The 25,156-nt window shown below is 61.9% G+C and carries 16 protein-coding genes; 3 read left to right on the plus strand and 13 right to left on the minus strand.

The genetic code is table 11. The features are described from left to right. Nucleotides 1–3: 3 nt before the first annotated feature. From J3P84_RS12330 to J3P84_RS12370, 9 genes are all read right to left on the minus strand, one after another. Complete coding sequence (locus J3P84_RS12330) at nucleotides 4–2,790, minus strand: malto-oligosyltrehalose synthase (RefSeq protein WP_434630515.1); 2,787 nt, start codon at nucleotides 2,788–2,790, stop codon at nucleotides 4–6. Further along, nucleotides 2,787–4,865 carry a 4-alpha-glucanotransferase gene (gene malQ, locus J3P84_RS12335; protein WP_434630517.1) on the minus strand — a complete coding sequence of 693 codons (2,079 nt, stop codon included), beginning with the start codon at nucleotides 4,863–4,865 and terminating at the stop codon, nucleotides 2,787–2,789. The genes J3P84_RS12330 and malQ overlap by 4 nt, the downstream gene beginning before the upstream one ends. Beyond that, nucleotides 4,862–6,664, minus strand: coding sequence for a malto-oligosyltrehalose trehalohydrolase (gene treZ / locus J3P84_RS12340; protein ID WP_434630519.1), 1,803 nt, complete (start codon nucleotides 6,662–6,664; stop codon nucleotides 4,862–4,864). The genes malQ and treZ overlap by 4 nt, the downstream gene beginning before the upstream one ends. 8 nt (nucleotides 6,665–6,672) lie before the next feature. Continuing rightward, complete coding sequence (gene glgA, locus J3P84_RS12345; protein ID WP_434630522.1) at nucleotides 6,673–8,244, minus strand: glycogen synthase GlgA; 1,572 nt, start codon at nucleotides 8,242–8,244, stop codon at nucleotides 6,673–6,675. 613 nt (nucleotides 8,245–8,857) lie between these two features. Next, entirely contained in the window at nucleotides 8,858–9,820 is a 963-nt protein-coding gene (locus J3P84_RS12350) for a D-2-hydroxyacid dehydrogenase family protein (protein ID WP_434630524.1), read from the minus strand. Between the two features lie 12 nt (nucleotides 9,821–9,832). Beyond that, nucleotides 9,833–10,864, minus strand: coding sequence for an alpha/beta fold hydrolase (locus J3P84_RS12355; protein WP_434630526.1), 1,032 nt, complete (start codon nucleotides 10,862–10,864; stop codon nucleotides 9,833–9,835). A gap of 86 nt (nucleotides 10,865–10,950) precedes the next feature. After that, the gene (locus tag J3P84_RS12360) at nucleotides 10,951–11,385 is read right to left on the minus strand and encodes a YqaA family protein (RefSeq protein WP_434630528.1); all 435 of its coding nucleotides are present in this window, start codon (nucleotides 11,383–11,385) and stop codon (nucleotides 10,951–10,953) included. Next, nucleotides 11,385–11,831 (minus strand): DUF411 domain-containing protein, encoded by a 447-nt coding sequence (locus J3P84_RS12365; protein WP_305500630.1) that lies wholly within the window; start codon nucleotides 11,829–11,831, stop codon nucleotides 11,385–11,387. Before J3P84_RS12365 ends, J3P84_RS12360 begins: the two co-directional genes overlap by 1 nt. 242 nt (nucleotides 11,832–12,073) lie before the next feature. Next, complete coding sequence (locus J3P84_RS12370) at nucleotides 12,074–14,068, minus strand: methyl-accepting chemotaxis protein (RefSeq protein WP_434630530.1); 1,995 nt, start codon at nucleotides 14,066–14,068, stop codon at nucleotides 12,074–12,076. 246 nt (nucleotides 14,069–14,314) lie between these two features. Here J3P84_RS12370 and J3P84_RS12375 point away from each other — a divergent pair, with 246 nt between their 5' ends. Beyond that, the gene (locus J3P84_RS12375) at nucleotides 14,315–14,503 is read left to right on the plus strand and encodes a hypothetical protein (RefSeq protein ID WP_186631798.1); all 189 of its coding nucleotides are present in this window, start codon (nucleotides 14,315–14,317) and stop codon (nucleotides 14,501–14,503) included. Between the two features lie 7 nt (nucleotides 14,504–14,510). On the opposite strand, the gene J3P84_RS12380 is transcribed toward J3P84_RS12375, so the two are convergent. After that, nucleotides 14,511–14,891, minus strand: coding sequence for a fe2+ zn2+ uptake regulation protein (locus tag J3P84_RS12380; RefSeq protein WP_434630532.1), 381 nt, complete (start codon nucleotides 14,889–14,891; stop codon nucleotides 14,511–14,513). Nucleotides 14,892–15,105: 214 nt separating this feature from the next. On the opposite strand from J3P84_RS12380, the gene pvdQ reads away from it, so the two are divergent. Continuing rightward, nucleotides 15,106–17,454 (plus strand): bifunctional acylase PvdQ, encoded by a 2,349-nt coding sequence (gene pvdQ / locus J3P84_RS12385; protein ID WP_434630534.1) that lies wholly within the window; start codon nucleotides 15,106–15,108, stop codon nucleotides 17,452–17,454. A 49-nt stretch (nucleotides 17,455–17,503) separates the two neighbouring features. On the opposite strand, the gene J3P84_RS12390 is transcribed toward pvdQ, so the two are convergent. Together J3P84_RS12390 and J3P84_RS12395 are read right to left on the minus strand one after the other, a co-directional pair. Beyond that, complete coding sequence (locus tag J3P84_RS12390) at nucleotides 17,504–18,505, minus strand: FecR family protein (RefSeq protein WP_434630537.1); 1,002 nt, start codon at nucleotides 18,503–18,505, stop codon at nucleotides 17,504–17,506. Nucleotides 18,506–18,684: 179 nt separating this feature from the next. Continuing rightward, nucleotides 18,685–23,484 (minus strand): dermonecrotic toxin domain-containing protein, encoded by a 4,800-nt coding sequence (locus J3P84_RS12395; protein ID WP_434630540.1) that lies wholly within the window; start codon nucleotides 23,482–23,484, stop codon nucleotides 18,685–18,687. Nucleotides 23,485–23,710: 226 nt separating this feature from the next. Here J3P84_RS12395 and J3P84_RS12400 point away from each other — a divergent pair, with 226 nt between their 5' ends. After that, complete coding sequence (locus tag J3P84_RS12400; RefSeq protein WP_434630543.1) at nucleotides 23,711–24,742, plus strand: Ldh family oxidoreductase; 1,032 nt, start codon at nucleotides 23,711–23,713, stop codon at nucleotides 24,740–24,742. 17 nt (nucleotides 24,743–24,759) lie between these two features. Here the strand turns inward: J3P84_RS12400 and J3P84_RS12405 are convergent, their stop codons facing one another. Then, the gene (locus J3P84_RS12405; protein ID WP_434573816.1) at nucleotides 24,760–25,077 is read right to left on the minus strand and encodes a DUF883 family protein; all 318 of its coding nucleotides are present in this window, start codon (nucleotides 25,075–25,077) and stop codon (nucleotides 24,760–24,762) included. Nucleotides 25,078–25,156: the final 79 nt, after the last annotated feature.

Genomic DNA, 25,156 nt, shown 5'->3' on the forward strand with positions numbered 1-25,156 from the left:
AACTCAAGATTCAATAAAGACATTGACCGGGAAATCCCCCAGCGCGGCGCTGACCATCAGCTCCCTTTGGGGTGTGACTGCTGCGCTTGCAAAAAGTCCCTTCAGTTTTCCATCCTCGGCGGCGAACGGTAACGACACCCGGGTATCGCCCCAGTCCGATGCAGCCACGTGGGGCAAGGCACCGTTTTCCAGCAGGCGGGCGGCGTGCACCGGGACCACCACGATCGCCCGCTGCTGCTGGTATTCGCGCATGAACGCCAGCACCCGCCCAGCGTGTTCGCCAAGCACCGGCAGCGGTTGATAGCTGCCTTGGCGAAACAGCTGCGGGTATTCGGCGCGCAAGGCCAGCGTCCGCGCTATCAGTGCCTGCTTGACCCGACCGTCGCGCCAGTCGCGTACCAGCGTCGCCGGTGAGCTGTCGCCCTGTAACGCCTCACGGCGAGCGTTGAAATCCACCGGGCGACGGTTGTCCGGATCCACCAGGCTGAAATCCCAGAACTCGTTGCCCTGGTACAGGTCCGGGACGCCGGGTACGGTCATGCGCAGCAAGGTTTGCGCCAGACTGTTGAGGGCGCCCGCCGGAGCGATGGCCTGGACCGCCTCGGCGATGGCGCTGCGCAACGGCAGGCCCTCGTCGCACAGCAGCAACCGCTCAAGGAACATCTGGGTGGCTTGCTCATAGGCATCGTTGACCGCCGCCCAGCTGCTTTGCAGCTTGGCTTCGCGCAGGGCCTTGCGTTGCCATTGCCACAGGCGTTCGCTGTATTCGGCCAAGGCTTTGGGGTCCTGCAGGTCGAGGTCCAGCGGCCAGCTGCCGAGCAGGGCCTGGTAAAGGATCAGTTCATCACCGGCCGATGGGGCTGCTGGGTCGCTGTGCAGCGACGGCGAGAGGATGCGCCATTGCTCCACGCACGCGGTGTACCAGTCCGGGCGTTCGCTGATCACTGCCAGCCGGGCTCGGGTGTCTTCGCCGCGCTTGTGGTCATGGGTCGCGGTGGTGACGAGGTTGTCGGGAAAGTGTTCGAGCCGTTCCCGGCACGCTTCATGGAATTCCTCGGCCGGGGCACTGAAGCGCTCGGTGTCGTAGCCCACGTCATTGCGCGAAAGCAGGACCGCCGAGCGATACAGTGCAGTGTCCTCGACAGCCTTGGCCGCTGCCGGCGAGGTCAGTTGCTGGAAGCGTACGCAGGCATGGCGCAGGCGTTTGCGCTCACTGCCGCGAGGCCGCTTGCGCCATGGCATGCCACCGAGCCAGTCGGCCAGGCAGTCGAGCACTGGCCAATCGGCTTCGCTCAGGGTTTGCCGGGCGCCTTCCAGCGCTTTCTGGAAAAACACCTCGTCCTCGGCGGAGCGTCCCAGCGGGTTGATGTACGTGCGATACACCGGGAAATGCACGATCAACTCCTGCAACGCCCGACGAATCGCGCCCAAGGTCAGATCGCGGGTCATCACGTCGTCCCGGGCGACTTGCAACAGGGCCTGTGCGACGCTTTCGAAATCTCCGGCAAGAGAGCCGTTGAGAATCTGCTGGCGGGCCAGGCGGGCCTCTTCGATGAAGTGCGCCGGGCGCTCGCTGTGCCGGCTCCAGAACTCGGCGAGGGGCTCGGCGCCGGCCGGGTCGTGTTGCAACAGCGAAATCTGGTTCATGAACTCGTAACCGGTGCTGCCATCGATGTTCCAGTCGCGGCGCAGGGTTTCGCCGTCGCCGAGGATTTTCTCGACAAAAATCGGCAGGTGCCGCGAGGGCGAGAGCGAGTCGACACGACGGCGCAGCTTGCGGCAGTAACCGCGAGGATCGGCCAGGCCGTCGATGTGGTCGATCCGCAGGCCGTCCACCAGCCCCGAGGCGATGAGCTCGAAGATCTTGGCGTGGGTCGCCTCGAACACCGCCGGCCGCTCGACCCGCAGGCCGCCCAGTTCGTTGACATCAAAGAAGCGTCGCCAGTTGATATCGTCCGCCGCCGTGCGCCAGCTGGCGAGCCGGTAGCTCTGGCGCTCGAGCAATCGGTGCAGGCGCTCGAAACCTGCAGGCTCGGTGGAATCGTAGCCGCGCAGGTTGTCTTCAATGGCGCTGAGAATGGCCGATTGCGTGGCGAGATCTCGCAGCTCTTGCCGGAGCGGGCGGGCGAGGGAGTGGGCGTCGGTCTGGTAGTTCAGCGTGGTGAAGCGCTCGGCCAGCGCCTTGAGCGCGTCGATCTGCTCGGGCTCCAGAGCGTCCGCAGGCTTGAGCAGCTCACCGTATTGCATCGGGCAGATGGGGAAGCGGTGCTCGTAATGTTCGACATGGAAGCTGCCTTGCGCGGAATCAAAACGCAGTTTCAACGTGCCTTCCTGCAGCGCCACGCCATAGTCGCTGCCCAGGAATGGCAGCAGCAACTGGCCTTCCATCAGCGGGTCGGGGGAATGCCACTGGATGTCGAAGAATTCGCCGTAAGGGCTCAAGCGTCCCCACTCCAGCAGGTCCAGCCACCAGGGGTTGTCGTTGCCGCCAACGGCCATGTGGTTGGACACGATATCGAGAATCAGGCCCATCCGGTGCTCGCGCAAGGTGGCGACCAGGCGCTTGAGCGCAGCCTCTCCGCCCAGCTCCGGGTTGACCTGGGTCGGGTCGACCACGTCGTAACCGTGCATGGACCCGGCACGAGCCTTAAGCAGGGGAGACGCATAGATGTGGCTGATGCCCAGCGCTGCGAAGTAGGGCACTTGCGCTACGGCATCGTCGAGGGTGAAGCCTTTATGAAATTGCAGGCGCAAGGTGGCCTGCAGCGGTTGGATCAGTGTCTGGTTCATCGGTCACGCTCGTTCGCCTGAAGTCTCGCGCAGGCGAGTATTTCCAGACGCCGTGCGGCGTCCGGGTCATCCAGCAGCGCGCGGCTTTCCAAAGCCAGGCGCCGCCGCCAGTTGGGGTGAGTGTCGGTGGTGCCGGGCAGGTTGGCCTGTTCATCGATACCCAGGGCATCTTCCAGGGGCAACAGCACCAGCGGCGCGCGGGTATGGCCGAGGAAGCGCACGCTGGCGTCCAGCACCTGGTCGGTTTCGCGGTGTTCTTCGCGAAAATTCTGCGGGTCCTGGTTCAATGCATTGCGTAACCCGTCACGCTCGCGTTGGCGGTGCCGGCGCCAGTCCATCTCGGTGTGGGAGTCGATCAGGTCCAGCCGGGCGTTCCAGTCGATGTCGTGTCCGTGCCACCAACCGTTCAGGGTCGGCAGGTCATGGGTGCTGGTGGTGGCCAGGGCGTCATCCGGCCAATCGAGGATCGGCTTGAAGTGCGTATTGTCCTGTTCGAACAACAGCACGCGCATGCCGAGGATGGCGCGGGCCGCGAGTTTTTCCCGCAGGCCTTCGGGCACGGTGCCAAGGTCCTCGCCGAGCACGATGGCCCGGTGGCGATGGGATTCCAGGGCCAGCAGCCGCAGCAGATCATCGATCGGGTAATAGAGGTAGGCGCCATCGGTGGGCGGGGCGTCGTTGGGGATCACCCACAATCGTTGCAGACCCATGATGTGGTCGATGCGCAAGCCGCCGGCGTGGGCGAAATTGGCCCGCAACATTTCTATGAATGCGCGAAAACCGTTGCGTACCAGCCCTTCTGGCGAGAACGCCGAGATACCCCAGCCCTGGCCGGAGCGGTTGAGAATGTCCGGCGGTGCGCCGACGGTGAGCGAGGCGAGCAACTCATCCTGGCGGCTCCAGGCCTGACTGCCGGCGCCGTCAGCGCCCACGGCGAGATCGGCGATCAGGCCGATGCCCATGCCACTGGACTTCGCCGCGCTCTGGGCGCGCTCCAGGCAGCGGGCAATCAACCATTGGCAGAAGGCGTAGAAGCCGATTTCATCCGCGTTCTCCTCGGCGAAACGGGCCAGCGCGGCGCTGCGCGGATCGCGCCATTCTTGCGGCCACTGGCGCCAGTCGAGGCTTTCGCCCCGAGCGGCGCGATCGGCCTGGAGGGCTTCGAAGCGGCAATGGTTTTCCAGGGCCTCGCCGCTGCTGTGGCGGAAACTGCTGAAATCCTCATGCAGCGGATGTTCGCCCTGGCTGAAGCCGTCGTACAGCGCGCGAAGAACCCGCTGCTTGGCTTCGGCAGCCACCGGCCAGTCGATCAGCGGCTGCTCTTCGAGGCTGCGCAACTGGTTGGTCAAGCCGGTGGCGTCGATGGCCGTGCGCAACGCACGCTCGCCAAGGATGGTGCCGGGCGCGGCGTACAGGCTGTTGAGAAAAAGCCGGCTGGAGGGCGAATAAGGGCTGTAGCGCCCGGTATCGCTGCTGAACATCGCATGCATCGGGCTGATGGCCAGGGCGTCGGCACCACGTTCGCCGGCCACCCGGGCCAGTTCTTCCAGGGCCTGGGTGTCGCCGAAGCCGCCATCGCCAGGGCGGCGCAGGGAATAGAGCTGCGCGCTCAGGCCCCAGACCCTGGGGATCGGGTCGTCCACCGCATCCGCCACGCTGTAGCAACGGGCGGGCGCCACCGCCAGGGTGAAATGCTGGCCCTGGATGCTGACCTGCTGATAGCCCACCGGGACGATCCCCGGAAGCGTCGCGTCGGCGTCAAGTTTCAGATTCAGCGTCGCGCCATCTTCAAGCTGGATCTCGCACGGGGTCGCGGGTTCGAAATAGCGGCTCAGGTCGACATTCACGCCGGCGTCTGCGGTAAGCAGCGGCGGCAGGCGATGGTTCTGTTGGTCTTCCTGCAACTGCAACAGGCTGGCGTCGATTTCCTGGGCAGTGCCGGCGGGATGCCCCAGGCCGATGAGGACCGAGCGCAACACCGCGGGTGTAACTTTCTGGGCACGGCCATTGGCATCGATCCAGTCCACCGCCAGGCCCGCTCGGCCAGCGAGGATTTCCAGTTGCGCATCGCTCATAGGCGCTCTCCAGTGATATTGGGCAAGGTTGTCGCTTGCGTCAGACTGACCAGCGCGCTGTGGGGCGTGAGCACCCCTTGTTGCAACAGACCCATGGCCTGCGGTGGATGTTCGAAAAGAATCTGCGCATCTTGCGGTGCGCTGTGTTCGACCGGCTTGTCGCTGAGGTTCAGGTCGATGCGCAACACGCTGCCGTCGCCCATCTGCCAGCGCGCGCTGACGGCGCCATGGCCCAGCACATCCGCGCCCAGGGCATGGGCGGCGGGCAGGCGCGGGACGATTTCCTCACGGCGGATCTTCAATAACTGGCGATACAGGGTTTCGCTGGCCAGTTGTTCCGGTTGATGGGCTTCCAGGTTGGGCCGTGAAGCGTCGAACGTGCCGGCCGCGTTCGGGTCGGGAATCCGCTCGCGTTTCTCGGGGTCGGCAAAGGCTGCAAAGGCCTTGAACTCGTTGCGTCGACCTTCGCGCACCAACTCCGCCAGTTCGCCATGGTGGCTGGTGAAGAACAGGAACGGTTGTTCGGCGACCACTTCATCGCCCATGAACAACAGCGGGATCATCGGTGACAGCAGCAACAAGGCGGTCGCGGCTTGCAGCGCCTGTGGCGGGGCCAGCTGGTGCAGGCGCTCGCCCAAGGCCCGGTTGCCGATCTGGTCGTGGTTTTGCAGGAACAGGACGAAAGCGCTGGGCGGCAGGTGACCGCTGGCCTCGCCGCGGGACTCACCGTGGCGGTTGGTATGGCCCTGGAAAACAAACCCCTGGCTCAGGCAGCGCGCGAGCTTTTCCGTGGTCTGCTCGGCATAGTCGGCGTAATAGGCATCGGTCTCGCCGGTCAGCAGCACGTGCAAGGCGTTGTGCCCGTCATCGTTCCACTGGGCGTCGTAGCCGTGCTCCAGCAGGCTGGCCTGGTTGTGTTCGTTCTCGACGGTCAACCAGACGTAGCGCGTCGGGTCGACCTGTTGGCGCACCGTGGTGGCGAGCTCCTGGAGGAAGTCCGGGTCTTCGATCGCATGCACCGCGTCCAGGCGCAGGCCGTCGAAACGGTATTCGAGCAACCACATCAGGGCGTTTTCGATGAAGAAATCGCGGACCTCGCGGCGCCGGAAGTCGATCGCCGCGCCCCAGGGTGTGTGCTTGTCTTCGCGAAAGAAGCCCTTGGCGTAGCGGTGCAGGTAGTTGCCATCGGGGCCGAAGTGGTTATAGACCACGTCGATAATGACCGCCAACCCATGGCCGTGCGCGCTGTCGATTAGATGCTTGAGCTGGTCCGGCGTGCCATAGGAGGCCTGGGGAGCGTAGGGCAATACACCGTCGTAGCCCCAGTTGCGATCGCCGGGAAACTGCGCCAGGGGCATCAGTTCGATGGCGGTCACGCCAAGCCCGGCCAGGCGTGCCAATTGTTGTTCGACGCCTTCAAAACCACCGAGGGCGCCAACGTGCAGTTCGTAAATGACCGCGTCGTACCAGGGGCGACCGGCCCAGTTGGTGTGTCGCCATTGGTAGGCGTGGGGGTCGACCACCACGCTGTGGCGATCGATATCACCGTCCTGGGCGCGGGAGGCTGGATCGGGCACCTCCAGCTCGCCATCGATGTTGAAGCGGTAACGAGTGCCAGCGGGGCAACGAGCCTGGATCATGAACCAGCCGTTGGCCTGGGGCAGCATCGGTATGGATTCTCCAGTGTCGAGTTCGACACTGACGTAAAAGGCATCCGGGGCCCATAGCGCGAAGCGGGTGTGCTCGGAATCGAGCAAGACCGCGCCGTGGGTCCAGGTTTCAGGCGTCCTTGACGGCATCGGTTACCTCATTGTCTGGCCGATTTTCCCAGCGATTTAGCTACCAGTTGTTCATAAAGTTCGGCATAGGGCTCTACGGCCTTGGACCAATTGAAGGGGGCCGACATCGCCCGGCAACGCATGGCATTTAGCAGCTCGGGAAACTCGAATACCTTGAAAGCCCGGCTCAGGGCCTGCTGGTAGCTTTCCACGGTGGATTCGTCGAACAGGAACCCGGTGATGCCATCCTCGATGGTGTCCGCCAGGCCGCCGGTATTGCGCGCAACCGGCAGCGAGCCGAAGCGCTGGGCGTACATCTGGCTCAAGCCGCACGGCTCGTAGCGCGATGGCATCAGCAGGAAATCGCTGCCGGCGAACATCCGCCGGGCATCGGTTTCGTTGAAGCCGATGCGCACGCCGATCTTGCCGGGAAAGCGCAACGCCAGTTCACGCATGGCCTGTTCTTCTTCCGGTTCGCCGCGGCCAATGATTGCGATCTGTCCGCCGGATTCGACGATGAATTCGGCGACGGCCTCGGTCAGGTCCAGGCCTTTCTGGTACACCAGGCGCGATACCACGGCGAACAGCGGGCCGGTCGTTTCATCCAGGCCGAACAGGTTGCGTACATGGGCAGCGTTGACCGCCTTGCCTTCCCAGTCGCCAATGGAGAACTGGCGCTGGAGATGTGAGTCGGTCGCCGAATCCCAGCTCTCGTCAATGCCGTTGGGGATCCCGCTGAGCAGGCCTTGTTGGGTTTTGGCGGCGAGGAATCCGTCAAGCCCGCAGCCGAACGCCGGGGTGGTGATTTCCTGGGCGTAGGTAGCGCTGACCGTGGTGATGTGGCTGGAATAGGCCATGCCGGCCTTGAGGAACGACAGCTTGCCGTAGAACTCCATGCCTTCCTGTTGCAGCGCGTGCTCCGGGATGCCCAGCTCCGGGCAGGAAGCCAGGCTGACCACGCCCTGGTACGCCAGGTTGTGGATGGTGAACAGGGTCGGGGTACGTTGGCCGCGCCAGTGCATATAGGCGGGGGCCAGGCCGGCCGGCCAGTCGTGGGCATGGACCAGGTCGGGGCACCAGTGGATCTGCGCCAGGTTGGCGGCGATGTCGGCTGCGGCCAGGCCCAGGCGGGCGAAGCGGATGTGGTTGTCCGGCCAGTCGCGGCCATTGTTGGCGCCGTAGGGCGAGCCTTCGCGGGCATACAGTTCGGGACAGATCAGGACGTAGATCACCAGACCGTCGGCCATGTCCATGCGGCCGATCTTGCACGGCGGCAGCGCTGCGTGGCCGCCCAGTTCGCCGATGATATGGATCGGATTGCCGCTGTTCATGACTTGCGGATACCCGGGGATCAGCACCCGGACATCATGCAGGCCGGCCATGGCCCGGGGCAGGGCGGAAGAAACGTCGCCCAGGCCACCGGTCTTGACCAGGTCGGCGATTTCCGAGGTCACGAACAGGATCTTCTTGCGGTTGGGGTTCTGTCGAACGACAGGGAGCAGTGCCTTGCCTCCGGTGGCCAGCACCGGTGCCGTCGGCGATTCAGCCGCCGGCGGTAATTGAGAGCGGACTTGCTGTGGTTCCAAGGCAGCACTGATCATAAATAACTCCTATTTCTCGATCTGTTTCCGGCAAGCGCCAGAGCTGTTGTTTCATTGGCCGAATCCTGCGGCCAGGCGCACGAGCGCTACGCAAGGAGAGCAAAGCGCTGCCCAATGCGGCGAAGCGAATCAGGTGAGGGGGCCGTTGCAAGGAATGCTCCAGCAGTTGTTGCCCTTCCTCTAACCTGACCTGTCGCCGTTGTGAAAAGTTTCGACTTTTTTTCCTTCGGATGACCGGTCGGTTTTCCCCACGGAAAGGCAGTCTAGGTCAGAAGCTAGAGCGCTGCGGTTCGGTTCGTCGAATTGTCCGACAATCACGTCGATTGTCGGCAATGTCTTACACGAAGCAGGGGAATACGAACCGACGAAGTGCAGGTTGTTTGAAACATTCTGAGTGTAGGAAGGGCGCGATGGTTCAATCGCGTGCACGGTTCCACAGCGCTTCGCACCATAAGGGGGCGGGCTGAATGGAGGCGTTTTGATGGCCTATAAGAGCGCGTTCATATGCCTTATGTGGGAGCGAGCTTGCTCGCGATAGCGGTGTGTCAGCCATACAACTGCAACTGATCTACCGCCATCGCGAGCAAGCTCGCTCCCACAGTGGAGGGGATATTCAACCAGCCGCGGTCAGCACCCGGATCGGCTTGCCAGCCGCCCAGGCCTGCAGGTCCTCGATCATCTGGCCGTAGAACTGCCGATAATTCTGCCGGCTCACATAACCCGCGTGAGGTGTGGCCAACACGTTGTCGAGGGTCCGGAACGGGTGCTCGGGCGGCAACGGTTCCACGGCGAATACGTCCAGCGCGGCGCCTGCCAGGCGTTTGTGCCGGAGTGCGTCGATGAGGGCCGCCTCGTCGACAATCGGCCCGCGCGCGGTATTGACCAGCAGCGCCTCGGGTTTCATCCTGCCCAGGGCCTGGGCGTCCACCAGGCCCCGGCTGCGCTCGCTGAGCACCAGATGGATCGAGAGGATATCAGCCTGCTCGAACAGCGCTTGTTTGCTCACGTATTGCACGCCGGCCGCTGCCGCTCGCTCGGCGGTCAGGTTCTCGCTCCAGGCGATCACACGCATGCCGAACACCTGGCCGAACTGCGCCACGCGCGTGCCGATGCTGCCCAGGCCCAGGATCGCCAGGGTCTTGCCGTACAAATCACCGCCCAGGCCCTGTTGCCACAGTCCGGCGCGCAGGGCGTTGGCTTCCGGTACAAGATTGCGGCTCAGGGCCATGATCAGCGCCCAGGTCAGTTCCGGCGCAGCGTGCTTGTAGCTCTCGGTGCCGCAGACCTGGATGCCCAGTGTCGCGGCAGCCTTGAGGTCGAGGGCGGCGTTGCGCATGCCGCCGGTCAGCAACAGCTTCAGGTTGGGCAGGCGGCGCAGCAGTTCTTCGTCGAAGCGGGTGCGCTCGCGCATCACGCAGATGACGTCGAAGCGTTGCAGGCGCTCGGTGAGGGTGTCGCGGTCGGCGGGGTAATCGTGCAGGAAGGTCACTTCACCAATGCTATCGAGCACCGACCAGTCCACCACGTCCCTGGCGACGTCTTGCCAATCGTCGATGACTGCTATTTGCACCGCCATGGAACACCTCTATCAGGGAATGGGTTTGTCCAGCCAGCCGAGCAGCGCCTGGTGGAACCGCGCCGGCTCTTCCATTTGCGGCGCATGCCCCAGGTTGGGGAATTCCACCAGGGTCGACTGCGGGATCAGTCCGGCGACCTGTTTGCCTAGCACCTCGTAACGGCCCAGCCGGGCTTTCACGGCCGGTGGGGCAATGTCACTGCCGATGGCGGTGGTGTCGGACGTCCCGATCAACAGCAGCGTGGGGACCTTCAGGTCCTTGAACTCGTAATAGACCGGCTGGGTGAAGATCATGTCGTAGATCAGCGCCGAATTCCACGCTACTTGTGTATGTCCCGGGCCCTTGTTCAAGCCGGCGAGCATGTCGACCCAACGCTCGAACTCCGGTTTCCAGCGCCCGCCGTAATAGGTGTTGCGCTCGTAGTTGCGAATGCCCTCGGCGTTGAGTTTCAGCTCGCGCTCGTACCATTGGTCCACGGTGCGGTAAGGCACGCCAAGGGCTTTCCAGTCCTCGAGGCCGATGGGGTTGACCATCGCCAGCCGTTCGACCTGGTCGGGGAACTGCAAGGCATAGCGGGTGGCAAGCATGCCACCGGTGGAGTGGCCCAGCACGATAGCCTTCTGTACGCCGAGGGCCTTGAGCAGGGCCTGGGTGTTGATCGCCAACTGCTGGAAGCTGTACTGGTAATGGTCCGGCTTGCTCGACGTGCAAAAACCGATCTGGTCCGGGGCGATGACCCGGTAACCGGCGTCACTGAGCGCCTTGATCGAATCGCCCCAGGTGGCGGCGCAGAAATTCTTGCCATGCATCAGCACCACCGTCCGGCCGTTGGCCTTGCCTTGGGCGGGCACGTCCATATAGCCCATCTGCAGCGATTTGCCCTGGGACTGCAAGGCAAAATGCTTGAGCGTATAGGGGTACTCGAAACCCTCAAGCTGCGGGCCATAGGCCGGGCCTTCAGGTGGGTTCGCGGCCTGGGCGAGCATTGGCAAGGCAGCGGTGAGGAACAGGCTGGGCAGCCAGCGGGCGGTCAAACGCGACATGGGCAATCTCCTTGAGGCAACCGGCCGATCCTGGAACGGCTCGATTATGGCGACATTAACCACAGGCAACCCAAGCGCAGGAACGTTCAACCCATCCAGCCGAGGGTCGCCCAGGTGAGCACGCCATAACGCAGGCCTTTGGCGAGCGTCACGATCAACAGGAAGCGCCGCCAGGGCTCACCCATCACGCCGGCGACCAATGTCAGCGGATCGCCGATGATGGGCAGCCAACTGAGCAACAGCGACCAGTAGCCATAGCGCTGGTAGTGCCGACGGGCCTTGTCCAGAAGGGACGGGCTGACCGGAAACCAGCGGCGATCCTTGAACTGTTCCAGGCGTGTGCCCAGCCACCAGTTCACCAGCGAACCGAGGACGTTGCCTAGGGTTGCAGCTGCCAGCAGCAGCCAGATCGCGTAACGTTCGCTGAGTAGCAGGCCCACCAGCAGCGCCTCGGATTGCAACGGCAGCAGGGTCGCCGCGCCAAACGCTGCAAAGAACAGCCCGATATACGCTTCGCCCATCAATGGGCCGGATAGTCCGCCACCACGGTTTGCGTCCCGTCTTTTTTCAGCCCGATCACTTGGTAGGCATCGCTCATGCCGTCCATCTCCATGCCCGGCGAGCCCATCGGCATGCCGGGCGCGGCCACGCCAAGCAGGTCGTCGCGTTTGCTCAATGCCAGCACCTGCTCGGCAGGAACGTGGCCTTCGACGAATTTGCCGTTGATTTCGGCGGTGTGGCAGGAACGCAGGTTGGGCGCGACGCCAAGGCGTTGCTTGACCGCGCTCATGTCGGCCTCGACATGGTCGTTGACCTTGAAACCGTTCTCCTGCAAGTGGGATATCCACTTCTTGCAGCAACCGCAATTGGCATCGCGGTGCACATCGATGGTCGCCGGTTCGGCGGCCTGGGCCAGGGCGGAAATGAGCAAGGTACTCAAGGCGAGCAGATGCAGGGGATGGGCCATGGGAGTGGTCTCGTAGCGAACAGTTTGGAAGGAGGATAACAGACTAGCGGCGAGCGGCTGACACGAGGCTGAGGCGCGGATTACAGATTTGTCAGCTTTGCCAAAGCAGGTGGCCGGGGGGATGCCGGTGCCTTTTGTGGGAGCGAGCTTGCTCGCGATGGCGGAGGGTCAGCTACGATAATGCTGGTTATGCCGCCGCTATCGCGAGCAAGCTCGCTCCCACAGTTATTGGTGAATGCCTCTTAGCGAACCTTGAACCGCCCCATGATCGCATTCACCCGGCTGTTGGCTTCCAGCAGCTGGCGGGTGTTGTTCTGGCTGGCCAGGCCGCTTTCCACCAGTTCCTCGACCATATGGCGGATCTGAACCATGCTGCGGTTGATTTCCTCGGTCACTGCGCTCTGCTGTTCGGCGGCGGTGGCGATCTGGGTGCTCAGGCTGTTGATCTGGCTGACGGAGCCGGCCATTTCATCCAGGCCCGAGTTGACCCGGGACGTGGCGTCGGCCGCCGATTGGCAACTGGCCTGGGTGTTTTCCATGGCCGCGACCGACGAGGTTACGCCCTGGGTCAGGCGGGTCAGCATTTCATTGATTTCCGAGGTGCTGGCCTGGGTGCGGGCGGCGAGGGCGCGGACTTCGTCGGCGACTACCGCGAAGCCACGGCCCTGCTCGCCGGCCCGGGCCGCTTCGATGGCGGCATTGAGGGCCAACAGGTTGGTCTGCCCGGCGATGGCGCCGATCACGCCGAGAATCTCGGTGATGCGTTGCGCGTCCTGCTGCATGTCTTCGACTTTGCGCGTGGCGCTGGCGACTTCATCGATCAGCGCCACGACGCTGTTGGACGCTTCACCGACCACGACCCGCGAACGATCGGCATGCTCATTGGCGCGCTGGGTGAACGCTGCCGTTTCGGCGGCGTTTTGCGCCACGCTTTCAGCGGTGGAGCTCATCTCGGTGATGGCTGTCACGGTCTGGTCGGTTTCCGAGGCGTGGCGCATCAGGATTTCGCTGGTATGGGCCGAACTCCGCTGCAGGCTGTCCAGGCCCGAGGCCATGGCGCCGGTGGCCTGGGTGACTTCGCCGATCATGTCTTGCAGATAGGCGATGAACCGGTTGACCGAATGGCCAATGGCGCCCAGTTCGTCTTCGGCACGGATGGTGATGCGTCGGGTCAGGTCGGCATCGCCAGTGGACAGCGCGTCGATATTGCCTTTGAGGACCTTCATGCGGTGGGTCAGTTGGCGGATGGCGTACAACTGCATCAGCACCAACAGGATCACCAGCGGAATCTGCAGCAGGCTCAGCGTGCTCAACACGTCGTCACGCTGGGCGGTGATCAGGCGGGTCGGCAGGGCAGTGGCGAGGAACCATGGGGAGCCTTCGATGGGGCGCATGAAAAACGTGCTGGCCTCACCCTTGTTGTCGAACTCGAGCCGTTGCAACGGCTGGTCACGGTTGGCCAGGCCTGCCTTGACCTGAGCGGCGAACGGCGAGGTAGCCGCCAGCTCGCTGATGTTCTTCAGCACGATCGGCCCGCTGATACGCGAGCTGTTGCTGATGATCTTGCCGTCGGCTTCGACGATCAGCATCTCGGCGCTCAGTTCCGCTTCCTTGCGCGCGATCAGATCGTTGAAAAAGCCCAGGGTCACGTCAATGGTGGAAACGCCGTAAGGCGCGCCGTTCTTCTGGATCGCCATGGCGCAGTTGGTCCGTGGCTCGGCGCTGGCGTCGTCCTTGTAGGCGGCGGCCCAGGCGCATTTGCCGGGAGGGGTGGCCATGCCGCCCTTGTGCCACGGTTGTTCGAAATAGTTCGGCGCAGCGTCGCTGTTCCAGAAGGTGTTGACCGCCAGTTTGCCGGATGCGTCGCGGTGCCAGAACGTGCTGAACTTGCTGCGACCCTCGGCGCGCTGGTTGGGCAGTGGCCAGATCCCGCCGCCGAACACCTTCAATTCGCCGTATTGATCCACCAGGCCAGGCAATACCTTGTCGATGGCGTCGCTGTCGAGCAGCGGGATGGTCTGGGTGATGCTCCGCTGCTGCGCCTGCACCTTGCTCAGCTCGCCCTGGATCTGTTCCGCGACCTCTTCGATGCGGTTCAGCGCTACTTGTTCCTCGGTCTGGCGCAGCTTTGGCGCGACCAGATAGCTGATACCGACCACCGTCAGGATGGACAGCACCAGGATGAACAGAACCAGGAACAGCGTATAGCGGGCTTGAATGGTGCGGAATGCGGGCATGTAGAGATTCCTTGCACGATGGCGGCTTTCTAGAGACAAGTGGAACGGACGTACTTGTCTTTATCGGCCTATCGCCAGCGGTCTTGAACTCCATGGCGCACTTTGTTGGTTCAGGACCCGTCGTAACTGCGCCAAAAACGCTCCGACGGCTGTACCATGGGCATCCGTTTGCGGCCTCGCCATCGCACTGGGCACGAGCCTGGCAGGCGCGCGGAAACAGCACGAATACATTCAGGAAATTGGCAAATGACTCATTCGCAACGTTTGAAATACTCGATCCTGGTGGTCCTCGTTGTCCTGGCAATCATGCTCGGGCTGTCATGGATGCAAGGTAAAGGCATGATCAGCGAGCAGCTGTTTCAATACATTGCTATTGCCGTGGCGGTCATCGTGGTGGTGATCAACGGGGTGATGAGGCGCAAGGTCAAGCCTTGAGCCCCGGCTACTGCTTGGCGTTGAGCACGGCCACCGCACTCGGGTGCAAGCTGTAGCTTTTATCCGGATGGAGGCTGACGACCCCCTCGCTGCACAGGCGCTTGAGCACCTCGCGTACACTGAGGAAGGACAACGGAATGTCCAGCCCCAGCAACTGGCTATGCACGCCCCGCACCCCCAGTTGCCGATTCTCTTCGGCGGCCTTGAGCAGCGCATCGATCACCTTCAGGCGGATCAGGCTCGTTCGCAGCCCGTAGCTCTTGAGCAGGCGCCTGATGTGGTCATTGCCGCCGCGTTCCGTTGGCTTGGCGAAAACGTTATTGGTGGTGCTCATTGACACACGTGCCGATCCTGGCTTGCCCTCCATGGGCATCGGTGCGTTATGCATGTAAAGACTCCTTAACAGCCTGATCAGAAAAGGTCATGAAATGCTCTCTTCTATAAGACGAACGAGGAGGGCGAATCATGAAGGGGGCGATGTGAAAAAAATGCCTGAAATCAGCAAAGCCCCGCAGTCAGGCGGCTGTCTGCGGTTAAATTTTTTTCATCCGGTTCGTTCCCAAGGGAGGCGTATTGGTTTTCGATCAGGAGTGAGCGTGAGAATGTCCGGGCAGTTATCGAGGTTTTGCCTTGCGGGTGCGTTGCTGGGGATGGCCCTGGGTGTCAGTACCGTTGTCAGCGCGCGAGGAGAGGTGGAGCAGGCCACCGCCGAGATTCGCCGCACCAGTTTTGGCGTGCCGCACATACGCGCCCAGGATGAGCGTGGATTGGGCTACGGCATCGGGTACGCGTATGCGCAGGATAATCTTTGCCTGCTGGCCAATGAGATCGTGACGGTCAACGGCCAGCGCTCGCGTTACTTCGGCCCCGAACAGGTCACCCTGGAGCAGCGGTCCAACCGGGCCAGCGACCTGTTCTTCAGCTGGCTCAACACGCCTCAGGCCGTATCCGGTTTCTGGCAGGCCCAGACGCCCCAGGTGCAGCAACTGGTCGAAGGCTACGTGGCCGGTTACAACCGCGCACTGGCCGAGCGCAAGGCACAGGGCTTGCCCGCACAGTGCGCCAGCGAATGGGTGCGGCCAATCACGGCGCTGGACCTGGTCAAGCTGACCCGGCGCCTGTTGGTGGAAGGTGGCGTCGGCCAGTTCGCCGAGGCCGTGGCGGGCGCGCAGCCGCCCAAGGCGACCACACAGGCCGACACCTCGATGTCCGGCTTCGAGGTCGCCGCGACCCGCCAGCAGCGCTTCGCCCTCGACCGCGGCAGCAACGCCGTGGCAATCGGCAGCGAACGTTCGTTCAACGGTCGCGGCATGTTACTCGCCAATCCCCATTTCCCCTGGGTGGGCGGCATGCGCTTTTATCAGATGCACCTGACCATTCCCGGCAAGCTGGATGTCATGGGCGCCGCGTTGCCCGGCTTGCCGATGATCAATATCGGTTTCAGCCAGCACCTGGCCTGGACCCATACCGTCGACACCTCCAAGCATTTCACCCTGTACCGCTTGCAGCTCGACCCGAAGGACCCGACCCGCTATCTGCTGGACGGCAAGTCAGTGCCGATGAGCCAACAGGTGGTCACGGTGGACGTCAAGCAGGCCGGCGGGCAGGTCAAGCCGGTTTCGCGGGTGGTGTACGGCTCGCAATTCGGGCCGGTTGTGCAATGGCCTGGCAAGCTGGACTGGGACAACCGCTTCGCCTACAGCCTGCGGGACGCGAACCTGGAGAACGATCGCGTGCTGGCGCAGTGGTACGCCATGAATCAGGCCGTCACGCTCAAGGATCTGCAGGCGTCGGTCCAGCGGATCCACGGAATTCCCTGGGTCAATACTCTGGCGGTGGACGACCAGGGACAAAGTCTCTACATGAACGTTTCGGTGGTGCCCAACGTTGACGCGGCCAAGCTGGCGCGGTGCAGTGATCCGAGGGCCGGGCTGAAACTGATCGTGCTGGATGGCTCGCGCAGCGAATGCAACTGGAGCGTGGACCCCAAGGCCGCGCAAAAGGGCATCTATGCCGCCGACAAACTGCCGCAGTTGTCGCGTCGTGATTACGTGCAGAACTCCAACGATTCGGCCTGGATGGTCAATCCCGCTCAGCCCTTGTCCGGTTATTCGCCACTGATCAGCCAGCAGGACCAACCGCTGGGGTTGCGCGCACGTTTCGCGCTGGATCGACTGGGCCAGTTTGGCAAAGACGGGCCGGTGCAAGTGGATGAGTTGCAGCGCATGGTCATGGACGACCAGGTTTACCTGGCGGAACAGTTGATGCCGGACCTGCTGGCCTTCTGCGCCGGGGACCTGAAGGCTGATGCCGCCGCTCTGACTGCAGTATGCACCCGCCTGAAGGCCTGGGATCGCACGGCGAGCCTGGACAGCGGCGTCGGCTTCGTGCATTTCCAGCAGATCATGAAAACGCTGCAAGCCGTGCCTGATACCTGGCGCGTCGCGTTCGATCCGAAAGATCCGCAACACACTCCGCGGGGCCTGGCAATCGAGCGGCCTGCGGTGGCCGAGGCGCTGCGCCAGGCCATGCTGGCTTCACGGGAGTCGGTGAAATCGGCGGGGCTGTCAGCGGACAGCCGCTGGCGGGACGTCCAGGTTGCCAGCCAGGGCGGTCGGCAGACGCCGATCCACGGCGGCCCGGCGGAGCTGGGAATCTATAACGCGATCCAGAGTGTGCCGGGGGCGAACGGCAAGCGGGAAGTGGTCAGCGGCACCAGCTATCTGCAAGTGGTGACATTCGATGGCAGCGGCCCGCAGGCCCAGGGACTGCTGGCGTTTTCCATTTCCAGTGACCCGGCCTCGCCTTACTCGGCGGACCAGACCCAGGCATTCTCGAAGCGGCAGTGGAGCACGCTGCCCTTTACCGAGCAGCAGATCAAGGCCGATCCGAACTACCAGGCCAAGGTCATCCGCGAGCGTGATGAGGCGGGCAGGGTCGCGACGCAGTAAGGCAGCTTTGTCGTGAAGAAAAGCCGCGACCCGAATGGGCGCGGCTTTTTTAATGTTTGGCCGGATGATGACCGATGGAATTGAGGACCAGGTTGCCGTCCTGGTTCTGGGTCAGATAGATCGGCAGGACCTTGGGCAGCGAGGGCACGAGGTTCTTCACTTCGTTGAGGTTGTAGATGCCGCCGACACGCAGGGTGCCGGTAGCATGGTCGGCCAGCATGACGGGACGTTCGAGGTAGCGATTGATCAATGGCAGTGCGTCGGAAAGGGCCAGGTCATTCAGCACCAGCTTGCCGTTGCGCCAGGCCAGGGAGCTGTCGCCGGGTTCGATCTCGCGTACCTGCGGCTGGTAGTCGCCCGCCTTGTAGCTTGCCTGCATTCCCGGTGACAGTTGCGAGCCGCCCGCAGTGGCGTTCATGTTGCTGGTCACCCATACCGAGCCTTCCACCAATGTGACCCGAACCTGGTCCTGATACATCCACACGTTGAAACGGGTGCCTGTCACACGCACCTGGCCCTGGCCCGCCCGAACGACGAAAGGATGCCGGGTGTCGTGACTGACATCGAAGAACGCCTCGCCTTTTTTCAGCGTGACCCGACGCTCATGCTTGTAGTTGGCGAACACCAGTTCGCTGCCAAGGTTGAGCTCCACCTGGCTGCCATCGCCCAGCGTGACATGACGTACGCTCGCGCCGGCTTCCAGGCGCTGGTACGAGTTAGGCAGCCACCCCATGTTCCAACCGGTAATCGCGGCCAAGGGCAAGCCCAGCGCGATCACCGCGGCGGCGACAGCCAGACGGCTCCAGCGCGGCCGTGGCCGCCGGGCTGGCAGGGTCGGCGCGGATTCGACACGCGGCAGATGCTCGGCCACGCCCCAGATTTCCAGCATGGCCTGGTATTCGAAAGCGTGCAGAGGGTCGGCGTCATGCCATTGCTTGAACGCCAATCGGTCGGCATCGGTGCAGTCATCAGCGTGCAAACGCATGCACCAATGCGCGGCCGCATCGCTGATGGCGTCGTATTCGGCTTCCGAGAGTATTCGTTCGGTCATTGGCTGTTCCTGGTTTGCCGCATTCTAACCTTCGACGGCAGCTGCCGAGAACAACCGACATGGCGATTAAGCATCAAATACCCTTGTTTTTCATGTGATAAAACCGGGCGTTGCCCCGTATGGCCGTACCGTCGCACAAACGGCGTGAAAAAAAGATCAAACGCGTTCCAGCGATGATGCTATGGCGTAGCCACCGGAGGCGGATCCATTTGTCGCCCCAGCTCACAAATGAGCAGCGCTATAGAGTCGGCATTTTTAAACATGACGTCGATCCGTCGATCCGCTGAGTTCAGGTCCAGAAATGCGTCGCGGGCTTGCTCCAGATTTGCAGTGCTGGTGATTTGCAGGATTTTTCTGACGGTATCTTTGTGCTTGGGCAGGAGGTCGAGGCTCTTGAACGAATGGGTTGCACGGTCCCAATCCGTGAACAGGCGTGCGCGCGGCGTGGTCCACGAAAAACCGTTGAGTTGCAGGTCCTTTTGTTCATCGGCTTTTTTTTGTGCCAGTTGAGTCACTGTTGAAATGAGGTCGTGGAATGGTAAGTAGGCGCCCAGGTAGACGATATCCAGTGTGTCGCACAGCAGATGGGACAGTTCATGAATGAAGGTTGAGCCTTGGGCGTGCGCGTCGACATTGAATGTATCGGGCACGGCACTGCTGTACCAATGCGGCACCATGGCGAAAAACTCCTGGGTGAGATAAATCCTGCCGCCCTTGCCGGCCTCGAATACGAAGGCACTCGCATCATAGTTGGCGCTTTTGGCGATGCCGATAACGATGCGACTGCCGTTTTTATGAAGCCACAACGGATCCGCCAGCGTCTGGCAGATCGGGGCGATGGCGGTGTGTATTTTTTCTACAAGGCGCGCGTCGATCACCCTGACGCCGAGAAAAGTCGTCAGGAAGGTGTCCAGTCGGGACCCGGCAGGCATGCCGCCTTTGACCTGCTCAAGATTTTGCAGCGCGTTGCGGGAGTAATGCCGTGCCGTTTCCAGGGCTTGCTCGATCATGTTCGCGCGGGAGGGGGACATCCGGCGTATCTGCTTCATACCCCGTGCTTCAATATTGATGACTTCCTTCGCGTTGAAGTCGCTATGCATATCAGTCAAGGTTGACATCACTTTTCCGTAGCGAATGTGCCGCGAGTCTGGATCGATCAACCACTGCCCGGACTCAGACGAGCGCTTGAGCACTGGCCCCTCGGCGTGGCCATGGGTGATGCGCCAGTCATGGGCAGCTTTTGCTACCTGAAAGACTTTGCCGAACACCGGTGCGTAGTGCTTGCCGGACGCCAGGGCTTCGTAGGTTCCATCGAACGGGTGTTTCTTGAGGTCGGCCAGGCTGACCTTGAGGGCTTCGAATGGCTGCAGGTCTGTACGCGCTGCGCTGGTCAGGTGCTGCCAGTGAGATGCTTTTACCGCGGGGCGAGGCAGGGCGGCGGGACCCACCGGATCGAGCAGGCCGAAGGTATCGTCCCGATTGAGCCAGCCCAGGGAGACCATTTCCGCTGCGCCACAGATGAAATCATGCAAGCCTGCCCCCCAATTGCCCTGCTGGAAATCCTCGGAAGACGCCTTGAAATCCTCATAGGCATCTTTGAGAGTCTCGATCAACGCCAGTTTGCCAGGCAGTTCCCGGCCAAGGGCCTTGATGCCGGTACTGAACAAATGCACCACGGTTTGCCAGTCGAACTGGCGCGTGCCATCGGTGTGGGTTTTCAGCATGCCTGCCAGTAATGAGGTGTTGTCGTTGAACAACGTACCGAGCAGGTTGGCAATCGGGTTCGAAGCCAGGGTTATCTCCGAGAGTTTTCCTGCCGTGGACGCGAACAGATTTCGGAACGTGGCTTGCTGGCTTTCGGGGAGCCGGTGAATCAGCATGTCCTGAAGCACCCCTGGCGCATTGACTGCAGCGATGACCTTCGTTTCGTTCTCGAACTCGGTGAAAACATTCCCTTCGTGGTAAGGGGAATACAGGATATGCGGGGCTTTTGCATCGACACTCGACCCGATCAGATAGAGCCCGGTAGCCTTGACGGCTTCGGCGCCTTGCGTCTTGATCAGTTCCATCGGGCGGATGATTGCCTCGGCCCCGTCTGCTTCCAGCCGGGCGATGCTGTCCGGCATATCGAACACTTGGCTGATCAAGCTGAAGGCAAACGGAGAGAGATTCTGTTGCAAATATCTGGCGTGGGCGTGTTGCAGCAGTTGCCAGGGTAGTTGTTGATAAAATCGACTTTTCCTTTGCTCTATGCCCTCTGCGCTGTCGGACAGCTTGTCCAGCACATGCGCCCTGTAGCGGGTTGACGTACCCAACGACAGCAACATTTGCCTGAGAGCGGCTTCGTTCAAGTGGTTGGGTAGTTTTTGCGAGAGCATCGACGAAATCGTGAAGCCGGGTCGCTGGCGACTGTCGAGATGATTCAGGGCGAAATCGGTCAGGCTGCTTGCCGGGCCTGCCAGCGCAAGATGGGGCGAAATCAGCAGTGTGGCAGGGTCAAGGCCCGTATCGGGAAAACGTGTTTCCAACAGCGCCTTCAAGGTTCTGTCGACGTAGTTACGTAGAGGTTCTATGCCGTCCAGGTAGTCTTTGTCCTCGGTTACGCTGTTTCGATATTGTTCAAGCAGTTCGATGTGCTGTCGTTGGTCCTCGAGCGAGGCGGCACCCAACCAGGCGGGAAGCTTTTGCTGGAACCGGTAGGCATGGGCGATGCGCTCGGCAACTGGCAGGTTGGTAGCGGCGCCCTTGTCCAACAGTGCTTTCAGGCTTTCGAGCATTGCCGGTTCGGTCAGTCGCCAGTCACCTATCTGTAATGCACGCAAATACGCGTGTTCGGCCGCAAAGTGTTCGCTGAACGAAGTCATCCGATTCATCAGCACATTGCCTTCGATCAGTTCAAATGCCTCGAGCTGGTAGCGGGCATGGGGATTCCGTTGCGCGGGCGTGAGATTGGTCAGCACATCGAAACGCGACCGGGAGTTGGACAGGTATTGATTCAACTGTTGGCTGGCAAGGGCGATGGATGGAAAAACCTTGAGTCCGCAAGTGGGGAACCACAGGATTGCCATGCCGGAAAAAGGCGTATCCAGCCCGCCACGCTCGGTCAGCAGGAAGCAACTGGCCGGAGAAACGACGGTCGTGGCGCCTTCCGTTGTGCAGGTCAACTTCAGCGAATATACGTCCGGGCGGAAACCTTTGACGCTGGGGCGTTGTTCGCGGTCGGGGTAGTTTGCGTCGAAGGCAAACACGCTGTTGATGAGCTTGTGGGCGTCGGTCGACAGCGTCCCGTTGAGCTGCCGCAGCTCAGCCTCCTCCCGGATGCCCAGGGAAAAAGTGCTGCATAGCTTGGGAAGCAGCTTCCTCAGCTCGCTGTCGAGGAGCTCCGATTCGCTTGAATGGGGTAACTCTGTGAACTCGCTATCGAAAGCTTTTTGCACGCTGTCATAGGTCTTGAGCTTTCTGTGCAGCACATCGGCGATGAAATTGGAGGGGCGCAGGTTTCCATAAAACGCAGCGCGCGCGCCCCAGTGTCCGTCCACCTTCTGGTCGAGCAGGCCGTTGTCGATCAGGGTGCGTATATCGAGCGCCTTGTCCAACAGCGCATGGATATCGACCTCGCCCTGGCGGGACATTTCCAGTGCGAAATGAATATTGTCCACCTGTTTGGCAATGATCGCCTGGCCCAGGGACTCGGCTACGGGCAAGCTCACCTCCTTGCCGGAGACCTGCGGAGCGTCGAAGCGCAGAATACGGTTGCGTTCCTCAAGGCTCAGCAGTCCATAAAGGGCGTCCATTTGCGGGGCCGCAGTGGGCGGGCCCAGCAACGTATCCCTGAAGCCCAGATGATGGTCAACTTGCTGAATGCCTTTGCCAGGGGTGTAAAGGTAGTGCCCATTCGCGCTGATCATCAACGAGCCCGCCAGTTCGACGCTATGGGTTTCATGTTCCCAGAGGCGAATCGTTTCGATGAACATCAGCCTCTCGTCGTGGCGAGATGGCCGGAACAGACGATGCAGCTCGCTGCTTTGTGCTTCTGTCAGTTGGCCTTTTTCGCCTTCGATAACGATCGCTGACCGTAGCTTGTCGTCGATGACACGGGACAGAAACTGTCGCCGTGAAATGTTCAGGGCACTCGCAGCGTCCCAGTAGGCCTCGAGGCGATCAGTGAGGTGGCGCACCAGATTCCTTGCGGTGAGCTTTACCATGGTCTGCCAGTGCAAGGCGTTTGCGGGCGATTCCTCGGTGGAGGGGTGAGTGAAAGCCGCCTCGTATCCGTCAGGCCAGCCCTGATGATGGAAGTAGATCAGCACTGCATCACTCAGTGGCATGTTCCGGGTCCACTGCTGTAACGGGACGTCCGCGCCCTTGATGAGACTGAGCGAGACGCGTGCCTGCTTATGATCGAAGTTGTCCAACAGCTCCTGCAATATCTGGTCAAGCATCGCTGCCAACGACGGAACCTGGAGCAACTCATGCACCATTGCCTGGGCGTTGAGTTCCTGGGCATTGCTGATCGATGCCAATCGTGTCTCGAGCGGATCTCCGTAGACTGTTCGGCGGGTTTTCTGAAAGGATGCGCCATAGAGTTCGTTGCGCTGGGAGAGCGAAAGGAGGCAAAACAGCTCATCCCGTTCCAGCGGTGTCGCCAGCATTTCATCAAGCCTGTGCTCGAGGGTCTCCGGGCTATCGAACTTTGCGATGCCGCCGTACGGTGTATAGAGGAACGCAGGGTGATCGCCCTGCGCGCTGAGCACCAGGCAACCGGCGAGCGGGATAAAGGGTTTGCCCTGGACATCCAGGGTAATTGTTTCGATCGTCATTGCGGGTGACTGCTCGCCGCGTTGCGTGTAGTTGGGCAGGGCAGCGTGATGCAGCCAGTCAAGATCTGCCTGGGTCAACCCGTGGGGCGCGGTCAATTCATTCAGGCGCCGGGCTTTGAATATTTCAGGAAATAGCAGGGGCGGGTTTGCACTAGTCATCGTTGCTTCTCGATCAGGCGCCTCAAGGCGATACGGCCATCAGTGAGGGGCCAGAGTAGGCAACGAGGAACGGGCGAAGGTGGTACATAGTTACCGCACGCAAGCTGCAGGCCTGTCGGACCACGGCGCGGGCGTTGCACGGTTGACATGGCGGCCGTGAAGCGGTAATCAGCGAGCTCGCCTCTTCACGCTGTTGCTACCTCCAATAATCATTCTGGAGCTTCAGATGCCCGCGCTACCCGATCCTGCCGGTCCTTGCACATTGTCCTATGAAGCGTTGGTGAGTTTGCTGGAGCAGATTTTCCTGCGCCATGGCACCTCGATCGATGTCGCCCGCACCCTGGCCGAGAACTGCGCCGGCGCCGAACGCGATGGCGCCCACAGCCATGGGGTGTTTCGCATGCCCGGGTATGTTTCGACGTTGAACAGCGGCTGGGTCAACGGCCAGGCCGTGCCGATCGTCGAGGATGTTGCGTCCGGGTTCGTCCGGGTCGATGCCTGCAACGGCTTTGCCCAGCCCGCCCTGGCCGCCGCCCGCCCATTGCTGGTGGACAAGGCTCGCAGCGCCGGTATCGCGGTGCTGGCGATACGCAACTCTCACCACTTCGCCGCGCTGTGGCCGGATGTCGAGCCGTTCGCCTATGAAGGCCTGGTGGCCTTGAGCGTGGTCAACAGCATGACCTGTGTGGTGCCCCATGGCGCGGATCGGCCATTGTTCGGTACCAATCCCATTGCTTTCGCCGCCCCACGCAACGGCGGCGAGCCGATTGTTTTCGACCTCGCTACCAGCGCCATCGCCCATGGCGACGTGCAGATTGCCGCGCGCAAAGGTGAGCGATTGCCTCCCGGCATGGGGGTGGACAGTCTCGGTCAGCCGACCTGTGATCCGAAGGCGATTCTGGAGGGCGGCGCGCTACTGCCGTTTGGCGGTCACAAAGGGTCGGCCTTGTCGATGATGGTGGAACTGCTGGCGGCCGCGCTGACGGGGGGCAACTTTTCGTTCGAGTTCGACTGGCACAACCATCCCGGAGCCAAGACTCCCTGGACCGGACAGTTGTTGATCGTGATCGATCCGAGCAAGGCCGCCGGCCAGGATTTCGCTTCACGCAGCGAAGAATTGGTCAGGCAGATGCACGGTGTCGGATTGCGTCGGTTGCCAGGGGATCGCCGACACCGTGAGCGCAGCAAGTCCAGCGAACAGGGGATTGTGCTGGACGAGCAGACGCTGGGCCAACTGCGCGAGTTGGCGGGGCTATAGGCTTTTTTGGCTGGGGCTTAACGGCGTCCCAGCAACAAGCCCACCACGAGCCCGAAACCCGCGGAAATCGCTACGGTCTGCCAGGGATGGCCGCCGATATAGGCTTGCGTGGCATCAACCATCGGGCGCGTGCGCTCCCGTGCGCTGGCGACCGAATCCAGGGCTTGGCGCAGTTTCTGTGAAATCTGCTCGCGCAGGTTCTCCGCGTCCTCGCCAACCAGGGCGGCACCGCTCTTGAGCAGCTTCTCCGACTCTTCAATCAATGCTTTCAGTTCGCTGAAGGCTTGATCCTTGATTTGCTCTCCGTTCGCTTGCGCGGCGCTTGTGCGAGCCATTGAAGTACTCCTTGAGGTTGATGGCAGTGAACAATGGAGTGTTGCGCTTGGGCAAAAGTTGCAGCAGTTGGCATGGCCC

It is taken from the genome of Pseudomonas sp. Z1-29, from assembly GCF_051131995.1.
In the GTDB taxonomy this organism is placed as follows: Bacteria; Pseudomonadota; Gammaproteobacteria; order Pseudomonadales; family Pseudomonadaceae; genus Aquipseudomonas.